General features: G+C 73.0%; 15 protein-coding genes. All 15 read left to right on the forward strand.

Annotated elements, in window-relative coordinates:
• The first annotated feature begins 241 nt into the window (after positions 1-241).
• Complete coding sequence (locus IF73_RS0131725; protein ID WP_031013958.1) at positions 242-835, forward strand: hypothetical protein; 594 nt, start codon at positions 242-244, stop codon at positions 833-835.
• 154 nt (positions 836-989) lie between these two features.
• A complete protein-coding gene (gene rpsP, locus IF73_RS0131730) occupies positions 990-1,421 on the forward strand; it encodes a 30S ribosomal protein S16 (protein WP_030496986.1) in 432 nt (143 codons plus the stop codon).
• 2 nt (positions 1,422-1,423) lie between these two features.
• On the forward strand, positions 1,424-1,663 hold the full coding sequence (locus tag IF73_RS0131735; RefSeq protein ID WP_005311361.1) for an RNA-binding protein: 240 nt from the start codon (positions 1,424-1,426) through the stop codon (positions 1,661-1,663).
• A gap of 77 nt (positions 1,664-1,740) precedes the next feature.
• Positions 1,741-2,340, forward strand: coding sequence for a ribosome maturation factor RimM (gene rimM, locus IF73_RS0131740; protein ID WP_031013959.1), 600 nt, complete (start codon positions 1,741-1,743; stop codon positions 2,338-2,340).
• Positions 2,337-3,158 carry a tRNA (guanosine(37)-N1)-methyltransferase TrmD gene (trmD, locus tag IF73_RS0131745; protein ID WP_031013960.1) on the forward strand — a complete coding sequence of 274 codons (822 nt, stop codon included), beginning with the start codon at positions 2,337-2,339 and terminating at the stop codon, positions 3,156-3,158. The genes rimM and trmD overlap by 4 nt, the downstream gene beginning before the upstream one ends.
• A 128-nt stretch (positions 3,159-3,286) precedes the next feature.
• Entirely contained in the window at positions 3,287-3,637 is a 351-nt protein-coding gene (gene rplS / locus IF73_RS0131750) for a 50S ribosomal protein L19 (RefSeq protein WP_030496989.1), read from the forward strand.
• Between the two features lie 69 nt (positions 3,638-3,706).
• Positions 3,707-4,591: a signal peptidase I gene (lepB, locus tag IF73_RS0131755; RefSeq protein WP_031013961.1), complete on the forward strand. Its 885-nt coding sequence runs from the start codon at positions 3,707-3,709 to the stop codon at positions 4,589-4,591.
• The gene (lepB, locus tag IF73_RS0131760; RefSeq protein ID WP_031013962.1) at positions 4,584-5,591 is read left to right on the forward strand and encodes a signal peptidase I; all 1,008 of its coding nucleotides are present in this window, start codon (positions 4,584-4,586) and stop codon (positions 5,589-5,591) included. The genes lepB (IF73_RS0131755) and lepB (IF73_RS0131760) overlap by 8 nt, the downstream gene beginning before the upstream one ends.
• Positions 5,527-6,465 carry a signal peptidase I gene (gene lepB / locus IF73_RS0131765; protein ID WP_031013963.1) on the forward strand — a complete coding sequence of 313 codons (939 nt, stop codon included), beginning with the start codon at positions 5,527-5,529 and terminating at the stop codon, positions 6,463-6,465. The genes lepB (IF73_RS0131760) and lepB (IF73_RS0131765) overlap by 65 nt, the downstream gene beginning before the upstream one ends.
• Before the next feature lie 53 nt (positions 6,466-6,518).
• On the forward strand, positions 6,519-7,274 hold the full coding sequence (gene lepB / locus IF73_RS0131770; protein ID WP_031013964.1) for a signal peptidase I: 756 nt from the start codon (positions 6,519-6,521) through the stop codon (positions 7,272-7,274).
• The gene (locus IF73_RS0131775; RefSeq protein WP_031013965.1) at positions 7,271-7,798 is read left to right on the forward strand and encodes an NUDIX hydrolase; all 528 of its coding nucleotides are present in this window, start codon (positions 7,271-7,273) and stop codon (positions 7,796-7,798) included. Before lepB (IF73_RS0131770) ends, IF73_RS0131775 begins: the two co-directional genes overlap by 4 nt.
• Positions 7,799-7,827: 29 nt before the next feature.
• A complete protein-coding gene (locus IF73_RS0131780) occupies positions 7,828-8,136 on the forward strand; it encodes a DUF2469 domain-containing protein (RefSeq protein ID WP_005311352.1) in 309 nt (102 codons plus the stop codon).
• Between the two features lie 114 nt (positions 8,137-8,250).
• Complete coding sequence (locus tag IF73_RS0131785; RefSeq protein WP_031013966.1) at positions 8,251-8,616, forward strand: YraN family protein; 366 nt, start codon at positions 8,251-8,253, stop codon at positions 8,614-8,616.
• A complete protein-coding gene (locus IF73_RS0131790) occupies positions 8,616-10,229 on the forward strand; it encodes a YifB family Mg chelatase-like AAA ATPase (protein ID WP_031013967.1) in 1,614 nt (537 codons plus the stop codon). The genes IF73_RS0131785 and IF73_RS0131790 overlap by 1 nt, the downstream gene beginning before the upstream one ends.
• The coding region (gene dprA / locus IF73_RS0131795; protein ID WP_037881155.1) for a DNA-processing protein DprA at positions 10,226-11,219 on the forward strand (994 nt) is incomplete at its 3' end. The genes IF73_RS0131790 and dprA, both read left to right, overlap by 4 nt.

An 11,219-nucleotide genomic window follows, 5' to 3' on the forward strand; every position in this document is an offset into this window, starting at 1 on the left:
TTCGGGCCACGCCGCGGGGGAGGTGCCGTCGGGGGAGGGGGGCCGGTGCCCGAACTCGGGCACCGGCCCGGTAGTGTCCCCTCCCACACCGCTCCGGCGCGCGTGACGACACCGCGCGCCGGGGCGTATGCGCCGCTGTGCACCAGCTGTGGATGCCTCGCTACCGACTGACGGGTACGTGCAAAATATTTGAGTTGCCCCGGAATGGAACCCGGAGGGGATCCGGCTCGTTGTACCCGACGTGAGCACGACACCACCTGTCCTCGCCGCAGAGCTGGCGCAGGCGTGGGCCGACATTCAGCGGCACCACCCCGAGCTGCCGGACCTCGCCGCGCCCGAGTCCCTGATCGGAGAGTCCTCGTCCGCCTGCGGCGCCGAGCTCTCCTTCGAGCGACTGCTCCACGAGGCAGTCCACGGCATCGCCGCCGCCCGGGGTGTCCGCGACACCTCCCGCGCCGGCCGCTACCACAACCGCAGATTCCTCGCGATCGCCGAGGAGATGGGCCTGGACCATCCCGAGGAGCCGCACGCCAGCAGCGGCTTCTCCCTGGTCACGCTCAACCCCGAGGCGAAGCGGCGGTACCGTCCCACCATCGAGCGGCTCCAGCGCGCCCTCAAGGCCCACACCGTGGCCACGGCCGCCGACACCAAGCGCTCCTTCCGCGGACCGGCCGCCCGGCACGGCTCCTCGGGCGGCGGCGTCCGCGTCAAGGCCGTCTGCGACTGCGGGCGCAACGTGCGCGTGGTGCCCTCGGTGCTCGCCCAGGCCCCGATCGTCTGCGGCGGCTGCGGAAAGCCCTTCCGGATCCCCGAGACGGTGGGCGCCGCCGGCTGACCTGGCGGGGTGTGGCACAATGGTCAGCTGTACTCGACAGTCGCACAGGACCCCTCTCTCCTCCGGCTGACGCGTCCATCGGGCACCCGAGTACCGCAACCCCACGTGGCATCTCAAGTGCCCAACCACGTCAAGACCAGGAGACACCACTCCAGTGGCAGTCAAGATCAAGCTCAAGCGCCTCGGCAAGATTCGCCAGCCGCACTACCGCATCGTCGTCGCCGACTCGCGCACCCGCCGTGACGGCCGCGCGATCGAGGAGATCGGCCTCTACCACCCGACGTACAACCCGTCGCGTATCGAGGTCGACTCCGAGCGCGCGCAGTACTGGCTCTCCGTCGGCGCCCAGCCGACCGAGCCCGTCCTCGCCATCCTGAAGCTCACCGGCGACTGGCAGAAGCACAAGGGCCTCCCCGCCCCGGAGAAGCCGCTGCTCGCCCCGGCGACCAAGGAAGAGAAGCGCGCTTCCTTCGACGAGTTCGCCAAGGCGCTCGAGGGTGCCGAGGACAAGGGTGAGGCCATCACCCCGAAGGCCAAGAAGGCGAAGGCGGACGAGGCCGAGGCCGAGTCCACCACCGAGGCCTGATCATGCTCGAGGAGGCTCTCGAGCACCTCGTGAAGGGCATCGTCGACAACCCCGACGACGTGCAGGTCGCCTCGCGCAACCTGCGCCGCGGCCGCGTACTCGAGGTCCGGGTCCACCCCGACGACCTCGGCAAGGTGATCGGCCGCAACGGCCGCACCGCGCGTGCGCTGCGCACCGTCGTGGGCGCCATCGGCGGTCGTGGCATCCGCGTCGACCTCGTCGACGTGGACCAGGTCCGCTGAAAGTTTGACACCGGCACGGGCCGGGGAGGGCAGACCGCCCACCCCGGCCCGTTGCCGTACGACAGGAGAGTTCACCAGTGCAGTTGGTAGTCGCGCGGATCGGCCGCGCCCACGGCATCAGGGGCGACGTCACCGTGGAGGTGCGCACCGACGAGCCCGAGCTGCGGCTCGGCCCGGGCGCCGTCCTGCTCACCGACCCGCCCTCCGCCGGTCCGCTGACCGTCGAGTCCGGCAAGGTGCACAGCGGCCGGCTGCTGCTCCGCTTCGAGGGCGTCCGCGACCGCAACGCCGCCGAGGCCCTCCGCAACACCCTCCTCATCGCCGAGGTCGACCCGGCGGAACTCCCCGAGGAGGAGGACGAGTACTACGACCACCAGCTCGTCGACCTCGACGTGGTCCTCGCCGACGGCACCGAGGTCGGTGTGATCACCGAGATCTCCCACCTGCCCTCGCAGGACCTGTTCATCGTGGAGCGCCCCGACGGCACCGAGCTGATGATCCCCTTCGTCGAGCAGATCGTCACCGAGATCGACCTGGAGAACCAGCGGGCCGTCATCGACCCGCCGCCCGGCCTGATCGACGACCGCGCCGAGATCGCCTCCGCCCGCGACGCCGAATCCGCCGAGGGCGCCGAATCCGACGACGCCGAGGACGCCGAAGAGGGCGGTCAGGCATGAGGCTCGACGTCGTCACGATCTTCCCCGAGTACCTCGAACCGCTGAACGTCTCCCTCGTCGGCAAGGCACGCGCGCGTGGGCAGCTCGACGTCCACGTCCACGACCTGCGGCAGTGGACGTACGACCGGCACAACACCGTCGACGACACCCCGTACGGCGGCGGTCCCGGCATGGTCATGAAGACCGAGCCCTGGGGCGACGCCCTCGACCAGACCCTCGCGGACGGCTACGAGACCGGCGCCCACGGCCCCGTCCTCGTCGTCCCCACCCCCAGCGGGCGCCCCTTCACGCAGGAGCTCGCCGTCGAGCTCTCCGAGCGGCCCTGGCTGATCTTCACCCCGGCCCGCTACGAGGGCATCGACCGCCGGGTCATGGACGAGTACGCCACCCGCATGCCGGTCTACGAGGTCTCCATCGGCGACTACGTGCTCGCCGGCGGCGAGGCCGCCGTCCTGGTGATCACCGAGGCCGTCGCCCGCCTCCTCCCCGGCGTCCTGGGCAACGCCGAGTCGCACCGCGACGACTCCTTCGCCCCCGGCGCCATGGCGAACCTCCTCGAAGGCCCCGTCTACACCAAGCCCCCCGAGTGGCGCGGCCGCGAGATCCCCGAGGTGCTGCTCAGCGGCCACCACGGCAAGATCGCCCGCTGGCGCCGCGACGAGGCGTTCCGCCGTACCGCCGCCAACCGGCCCGACCTCATCGAGCGCTGCGACCCGGCCGTCTTCGACAAGAAGGACCGCGAGACCCTCTCGATCCTCGGCTGGGCCCCCGAGCCCGGCGGCCGATTTTGGCGCAGGGTCGAGGGCGTGGAAGAATAGGCGACTGCCGTCCGTCCGGCGCGCGCCCCTGCCACAGGGGGAGCCGCCCGCCATCGACCGGACGGCGTCTCCATCGATTCGTACATCACCGCTGATGACCTGTGGCATCGGCGAGGAAAGAGACCTCCATGGCCTCCCTGCTCGACCAGGTGAACGCGGCTTCGCTCCGCTCGGACCTGCCCGCCTTCCGTCCCGGCGACACCGTGAACGTCCACGTGCGCGTCATCGAGGGCAACCGCTCCCGTATCCAGCAGTTCAAGGGCGTCGTCATCCGCCGCCAGGGCTCCGGCGTCTCCGAGACCTTCACCGTCCGCAAGGTCTCGTTCTCCGTCGGCGTCGAGCGCACCTTCCCGGTGAACAGCCCGATCTTCGAGAAGATCGAGCTCGTCACCCGCGGTGACGTCCGTCGCGCCAAGCTCTACTACCTCCGTGAGCTGCGCGGCAAGGCTGCCAAGATCAAGGAGAAGCGCGACAACTGAGCTCCGGCTCACCGCTCGCGCGACGCTTCACACTCCTCGTACAGGCGGGCCGGATAGGCTCACCCCCCGATGGACACCGAAGCACAGCACACGGAGCGCGGCCCCTCTTCCCCGGCGGATCCCCAACCGGATCCCGCCACGGACGACGGGTCGCGCTCCGTGCGCGTTTCCGGGACGCCCTCGGGCGCGCCCGGGATCGAGGACGGGATCGAGGACGGGAGCGAGGACGGCGGCGCCGACGACGAGGGCGCCGGGCGCGGTCCCTCCTGGCGCAGGACGGGACTCATCGGCGCGGCCTGTGTGGTCTTCCTGCTGCTCCTCAGCCACTTCGTGGCCCAGCCCTTCCTGATCCCCAGCGGCTCCATGGAGCCCACCCTCCAGGTCGGGGACCGGATCCTGGTCAACAAACTGGCGTACCGTTTCGGCAGTGAGCCGCGCCGCGGTGACGTCGTCGTCTTCGACGGCTCCGGATCCTTCGTCCAGGAGGAGCGGGCCGGCAACCCGGTCACCGGTCTGGTGCACGACGCCGCGGCCGCCCTCGGCCTCGCCGCCCCGGACGAGACCGACTTCGTGAAGCGGGTCGTCGGCGTCGGCGGCGACCGGGTCGTCTGCTGCGACGCCAAGGGCCGGATCACCGTCAACGGCGTCCGCGTCCAGGAGCCGTACCTCACCCCCGGCGACCGGCCCTCCGACGTGCCCTTCGACATCGTCGTGCCGCCGGGCACCCTGTGGGTGATGGGCGACCACCGCAGCCAGTCCAGCGACTCGCGCGACCACCTCGGCAGCCCCGGCGGCGGCATGGTCCCCGTCGACAAGGTCGTCGGCCGCGCCGACTGGATCGTCTGGCCGGTCGCCCGCTGGACCACCGTGACCGAGACCGACGCGTACGACTCCGTACCGGCGCCGCCGGCCGGCGGACACACCGTCGGGCCGCGGGGGAGCGGACATGGGTAGCCGCGGCCGCCGGGCCGGAAGCGAGCCCGGTCCGACGCAGCCGCCGCCGGGCCGCGCCGAGCGGCGCAGGCTGGCCCGCAGGGTGAAGCGGCGCCGGCAGCGCTCCGCGCTCCGCGAGATCCCCATCCTGGTCGGCGTCGCGGTGCTGATCGCGCTCGTCCTCAAGACCTTCCTCGTGCAGGCGTTCGTCATCCCGTCCGGCTCCATGGAGCAGACGATCCGGATCGACGACCGCGTGCTCGTCGACAAGCTCACCCCGTGGTTCGGCTCCAAGCCGCAGCGCGGCGACGTCGTCGTCTTCAAGGACCCCGGCGACTGGCTCCACCAGGAGGTCGCCCCGGCCGCCGAGGACCCCGTCGGGGTCAAGCAGGTCAAGCAGGCGCTGACCTTCATCGGTCTGATGCCCTCCGCCGACGAGCGGGACCTGATCAAGCGGGTCGTCGCGGTCGGCGGCGACACCGTCCGCTGCTGCGGCAAGGACGGCCGGATCACCGTCAACGGCGTGCCGCTGGACGAGCCGTACCTCAACCCGGGCGACAAGCCGTCCACGATCCCCTTCGAGGTGAAGGTCCCCGAAGGCCGGATCTTCGTGCTCGGCGACCACCGCTCCGACTCCGCCGACTCCCGCTACCACCTCGACGAACCCGGGCAGGGGACCATCGCCGAGGAGCAGGTCGTGGGCCGGGCCGTGGTGATCGCCTGGCCGTTCGGCCACTGGCGGCGTCTGGAGGAGCGCGAGACCTTCGCCGCCGTGCCGGACGCGCGTACGACCACCGAGACCGCGCTCGGTCCGTCGCATAGTGTGTCCTCGCGGAACGTGAACGGAATGCCCTGGCCGCCGACCCCTGCGGAACTCCTGCTCGTTATGGGAGTGGCGGGCCTGTCCCTGTTCCGGGACGGGCGGCCGCACCGAGTGAGGAGTGGATGTGGGGGAAGTGGCCGTCGGCGCACGTTCCGGACACGACGGGCCCGAGGACAGGGCCGACGGGGCCAGAGGTGAGAACGTGACGGAAGAGAACACCAGCGGCGACGGTACGTCGTCCTCCGGCGACCGGCCGGACGGGACCGACGGGACCGACGAGAACGGCGCGCGGCCGAGGAAGCAGCGTTCCTTCTGGAAGGAGCTGCCGCTCCTCATCGGCATCGCGCTGATCCTGGCGCTGCTGATCAAGACCTTCCTGGTGCAGGCGTTCTCGATTCCCTCGGAATCGATGATGAACACCCTGAAGAAGGGCGACCGGGTCCTCGTCGACAAGCTGACCCCGTGGTTCGGCTCCGAGCCCGAGCGCGGCGAGGTCGTCGTCTTCCACGACCCGGGCGGCTGGCTGGAGACGGCGGAGACGCCGAAGCCCAACGCGGTCCAGAAGTTCCTCAGCTTCATCGGCCTCATGCCGTCCGCCGAGGAGAAGGACCTCATCAAGCGGGTCATCGCGGTCGGCGGCGACACCGTCTCCTGCAAGGAGGGCGGCAAGGTCGTCCTCAACGGCAAGGAGCTCGACGAGTCGGCCTACCTCTACCCCGGCTCCGTCCCCTGCCAGGACTCCTTCGGCCCGATCAAGGTCCCCCAGGACCGCATCTGGGTCATGGGCGACAACCGGCAGAACTCGCTCGACTCCCGCTTCCACCAGGAGCTGCCCGGCGGCGGCACCATCGCCAACGACCAGGTCGTCGGCCGCGCCGTGGTCGTCGCCTGGCCGGTCACCCGCTGGGCGACGCTGCCCGTCCCGGACGTCTTCGACCAGCCCGGCCTGAACCCGGCCGCGGCGCCCCCCGCGGCGGCGGCCCCGGCGACCGCGGCGGTCGGCTTCGCCGCGGCGCTCCCGCTGGTGCTCCGGCGGCGGAAGAAGCGGGCCGCGCGGCATACCGCCGAGTAGCTTCCCGCGGGTAGGGTGCCGTCCCAGATCGTCGACCGACCTCTGGGGTGCACATGAGCGGAACCGGCAAGAAGAGCGACGGCCACGGCCGGCTCGGCAGCGTGCTGTCGGGACTGGCCGTGGCCGTCGGCTGTCTGCTCTTCCTCGGCGGCTTCGCCGGCGCGGCGCTGCTCTACCGGCCGTACACGGTGCCCACCGGCTCCATGGCCCCCACCTTCGAGGGCGGCTCCAAGGTCCTCGCCCAGCGCGTCGACGGCGACGAGGTCCGGCGCGGCGACATCGTGGTCTTCGAGGACCCGCTCTGGGGCGGCTCGACCATGGTCAAGCGGGTCGTCGCGGTCGGCGGCGACACCGTCGCCTGCTGCGGCGACGGTGGCCGTCTCACGGTCAACGGCACCCCCGTCGAGGAACCGTATCTGCGGCCCGGACCCGACGGCACCGTCCGCGCCTCCGGCGAGGACTTCACCGCCACCGTCCCCGCGGACAGCCTCTTCCTCCTCGGCGACGACCGGGCCTCCTCGCTCGACTCCCGCACCCACCTGGAGGACGCCGCCCAGGGCTCGGTCCCCCGCTCCACCGTCGTCGCCCGCGTCGACGCCGTCGCCTGGCCCCTCCCCGGCGACATGATGGAACGCCCCGCCGCCTTCGCCGCCCTGCCCGGCGGCGTCTCCACCCCCGGCCCGCTCCCGCTCCTCCTCACCGCGACCGCGGCCGGCGCCGTCCTCATCCTCGGCGGAGCGGCGTACGGGCCCCTGGCCGGGCGCCTGCGGGCGCGCACCCGGCCCGCGCGCGAGAAGGTGAAGGCATGACCGACGGGACGGAGGTACGCCAGGTCGCCCGGATCATCCTGCTCGACCCCGACGACCGCGTCCTCCTGCTGCACGGCCACGAGCCCGACGACCCCACCGACACCTGGTGGTTCACCCCCGGCGGCGGCCTGGAGGGCGACGAGACCCGCGAGCAGGCCGCGCTCCGCGAACTCGCCGAGGAGACCGGCCTCACCGACGTCGAACTCGGCCCGGTCCTCTGGCGCCGCCGCTGCTCCTTCCCCTTCGCCGGCCGCCGCTGGGACCAGGACGAGTGGTACTACCTCGCCCGCACCCGCCACACCGGCCCCGTGCCCGGCCCGCAGGCCCTCACCGAGCTCGAGAGCCGCAGCCTCTCCGGCCTGAGATGGTGGACCTCCGCCGAACTGTCGGTGGCCCATGAGACCGTGTACCCCATCAGGCTCGCCGAGCTGCTGCGCACGCTGCTCGACGAGGGACCCCCGAGCAGGCCCGTCGTACTCGCCCCGGAAATCGTCGAAGGGGCGCCCGCGACTGGCGCACAATAGGGGGACGCACGGCTGAAGGGGAACATGCCATGAGCGCCGAGGACCTCGAGAAGTACGAGACCGAGATGGAGCTGAAGCTCTACCGGGAGTACCGCGACGTCGTCGGGCTGTTCAAATACGTGATCGAGACCGAGCGGCGCTTCTACCTCACCAACGACTACGAGATGCAGGTGCACTCGGTCCAGGGCGAGGTGTTCTTCGAAGTCAGCATGGCCGACGCCTGGGTCTGGGACATGTACCGACCGGCCCGGTTCGTCAAGCAGGTCCGCGTCCTCACCTTCAAGGACGTCAACATCGAGGAGCTCAACAAGAGCGACCTCGAACTGCCCGGCAGCTGACCCCGCCCCCCTCACTCGTGTGAGTGAAGCGGTCCTCCGGGACCGCCCACTCGTCCACAGCCCCGCCCACGCCCGGGACCCCTTCCGTCACAGTCGGTGACGGAGGTGGTCCCGATGAACGCGACCCGAGCACTCGGACGGTACGGAGAAGAGCTGGCGGCCCGCCGGCTCACCCGCGCCGGCCTGCACATCCTGGCCCGCAACTGGCGCTGCGGCCGCACCGGAGAGATCGACATCGTCGCCCTGGACGGCGACACCCTGGTCATCTGCGAGGTCAAGACCCGGCGCGTCGGCCGCTTCGAGCACCCCATGGCCGCCGTCACCGCCGAGAAGGCCGCCCGGCTCCGGCACCTCGCCCACTGCTGGCTCGACCGCACCGGCACCGCGCCACCGGCCGGCGGCGTCCGCGTCGACCTCGTCGGCATCGTCCTGCCCCGGCGCGGCGCCCCCGTCCTCACCCACGCCCAGGGGGTGGCCTGATGGGATTCGCCCGCACCTGCTCCGTCGCCCTCGTCGGCGTCGAGGGCGTCGTCGTCGAGGTCCAGGCCGACCTCGAACCGGGCGTCGCCGCCTTCACCCTCGTCGGCCTCCCCGACAAGAGCCTCAGCGAGAGCCGCGACCGCGTCCGCGCCTCCGTCGTCAACTCGGGCGCCGAATGGCCCCAGAAGAAGCTCACCGTCGGCCTCAGCCCCGCGTCCGTCCCCAAGTCGGGCTCGGGCTTCGACCTGGCCGTCGCCGCCGCCGTGCTCGGCGCGGCCGAGCGCATCGACCCGCGCTCCATCGCCGACCTCGTCCTCATCGGCGAACTCGGCCTCGACGGACGCGTCCGGCCCGTCCGCGGCATCCTCCCCGCCGTCCTCGCCGCCGCCGACGCCGGCTACCACCAGGTCGTCGTCCCCGAACAGACCGCCGGAGAGGCGGCCCTCGTGCCCGGCGTCTCCGTCCTCGGCGTCCGCACCCTCCGCCAGCTCATCGCCGTCCTCGCCGGCGAACCCGTCCCCGACGAGGACCCCACGGAACAGGGCCGCCCCGACGCGATGCTCGCCGGCCTCCTCGTCCCCGGCGCGGGCATCGGCACCGGCCTCGCCCCCGACCCCGGCGAAGGCCCCGACCTCGCCGACGTCGCCGGCCAGCACACCGCCCGCCGCGCCCTGGAGATCGCCGCCGCCGGCGGCCACCACCTGCTCCTCACCGGACCACCCGGCGCCGGGAAGACCATGCTCGCCGAACGGCTCCCCGGCATCCTCCCGCCCCTCACCCGCCAGGAGTCCCTCGAAGTCACCGCCGTCCACTCCGTCGCCGGCATCCTTCCGCCGGGCGAACCCCTCGTCCGCCGCGCCCCCTACTGCGCGCCCCACCACTCCGCCACCATGCAGTCCCTCGTCGGCGGTGGAAACGGCATCCCCAGGCCCGGCGCGGTCTCCCTCGCCCACCGCGGCGTGCTCTTCATGGACGAAGCGCCCGAATTCTCCGCCAAAGCACTCGACGCCCTCCGCCAGCCCCTCGAATCCGGGCACGTCGTCATCGCCCGCGCCGCCGGAGTCGTGCGCCTCCCCGCCCGCTTCCTCCTCGCCCTCGCCGCCAACCCCTGCCCCTGCGGCCGCCACACCCTGCACGGCGCCGGCTGCGAATGCCCGCCCTCCGTCATCCGCCGCTACCAGGCCCGGCTCTCCGGCCCCCTCCTCGACCGCGTCGACCTCCGCGTCGAGGCCGAACCCGTCACCCGCGGCGACCTCCTCGGCCAGGGAGGCCGGGGCGAACCCACCACGGCCGTCGCCGACCGCGTCCGCGAGGCCCGTGCCCGCGCCACCGCCCGCCTCACCGGCACCCCCTGGACCCTCAACAGCGAGATCCCCGGACACGAACTCCGCACCCGCTACCTCGCCGCCCCCGGCGCCCTCGCCCACGCCGAACGCGACATCGAACGAGGACTCCTCACCGCCCGCGGCCTCGACCGCGTCCTCCGCGTCGCCTGGACCATCGCCGACCTCGCCGGGCACGACCGCCCCGGCCACGACGACATCGCCCACGCCCTCGAACTCCGCACCGGCATCGCCCGGGGCGTCCCCCTCACCACCGGAGACCGGCCGTGACCCACGACCCCGGGGACGCGGAGCGCCTCGCCCGCGCCGCCCTCACCCGCATCGTCGAACCCGGTGACGAACAGGCCGGCCGCGCCCTCCGCGCCCACGGCGCCACCGGCCTCCTCACCCTCCTCCGCGACCCCCGCGAAGCCCCGCTCCCCGGCGCCTCGCCCCGCCGCCTCGCCGGCTGGCGCCACCGCGCCCGCACCCTCGCGCCCGAGGCCGACCTCGACCACATCGCCCGGCTCGGCGGCCGCTTCCTCGTCCCCGGCGACCCCGACTGGCCCACCCAGCTCGACGACCTCGGCGACGCCCGCCCCCTCGGCCTCTGGACCCGGGGACCCGCCTCGCTGCGCACCTGGGCGCTGCGCTCCGTCGCCCTCGTCGGCGCCCGCGCCTGCACCCCGTACGGCGCCCACACCGCCGCCGACCTCGCCACCGGCCTCAGCCGGCACGGCTGGGTCGTCGTCTCCGGCGCCGCCTACGGCATCGACGGCGCCGCCCACCGCGGCGCCCTCGCCGCCGGCGGAGCCACCGCCGCCGTCCTCGCCAGCGGCGTCGACACCCCCTACCCGCGCGGCCACGGCGGACTCCTCGACCGCATCGCCCACCAGGGCCTCCTCATCGGCGAACTCCCACCCGGCAGCCACCCCACCCCCAGCCGCTTCATCCTCCGCAACCGCGTCATCGCCGCCCTCACCCGCGGCACCGTCGTCGTCGAGGCGCGGCACCGCAGCGGCTCCCTCGTCACCGCCCGCGCCGCCACCCGCCTGGGCCGCCACACCATGGGGGTCCCCGGCCCCGTCACCAGCGCCCTCTCCGCGGGCGTCCACGAACTCCTCCGCGGCGGCGCCACCCTCGTCACCGACGCCGACGAGATCGTCGAACTCGTCGGCGCCATCGGCGACCTGGCCCCCGCCCGGCGCGGCCCCGTCCTCCCCCGCGACCTGCTGCACCCCGCCACCGCCCAGGTCCTCGAAGCCCTCCCCCCCTTCGAGG

The organism is Streptomyces sp. NRRL F-5727 (assembly GCF_000719555.1).
In the GTDB taxonomy this organism is placed as follows: Bacteria; Actinomycetota; Actinomycetes; order Streptomycetales; family Streptomycetaceae; genus Streptomyces.

What these genes read in the sequence shown, in the direction of transcription:
- lepB (WP_031013964.1), top strand. Translation starts at nt 6,519, where the DNA reads ATGAGCGGAACCGGCAAGAAGAGCGACGGCCACGGCCGGCTCGGCAGC.
- IF73_RS0131790 (WP_031013967.1), top strand. Translation starts at nt 8,616, where the DNA reads ATGGGATTCGCCCGCACCTGCTCCGTCGCCCTCGTCGGCGTCGAGGGC.
- trmD (WP_031013960.1), top strand. Translation starts at nt 2,337, where the DNA reads ATGAGGCTCGACGTCGTCACGATCTTCCCCGAGTACCTCGAACCGCTG.
- lepB (WP_031013962.1), top strand. Translation starts at nt 4,584, where the DNA reads ATGGGTAGCCGCGGCCGCCGGGCCGGAAGCGAGCCCGGTCCGACGCAG.
- IF73_RS0131785 (WP_031013966.1), top strand. Translation starts at nt 8,251, where the DNA reads ATGAACGCGACCCGAGCACTCGGACGGTACGGAGAAGAGCTGGCGGCC.
- IF73_RS0131780 (WP_005311352.1), top strand. Translation starts at nt 7,828, where the DNA reads ATGAGCGCCGAGGACCTCGAGAAGTACGAGACCGAGATGGAGCTGAAG.
- IF73_RS0131735 (WP_005311361.1), top strand. Translation starts at nt 1,424, where the DNA reads ATGCTCGAGGAGGCTCTCGAGCACCTCGTGAAGGGCATCGTCGACAAC.
- IF73_RS0131775 (WP_031013965.1), top strand. Translation starts at nt 7,271, where the DNA reads ATGACCGACGGGACGGAGGTACGCCAGGTCGCCCGGATCATCCTGCTC.
- lepB (WP_031013961.1), top strand. Translation starts at nt 3,707, where the DNA reads ATGGACACCGAAGCACAGCACACGGAGCGCGGCCCCTCTTCCCCGGCG.
- rplS (WP_030496989.1), top strand. Translation starts at nt 3,287, where the DNA reads ATGGCCTCCCTGCTCGACCAGGTGAACGCGGCTTCGCTCCGCTCGGAC.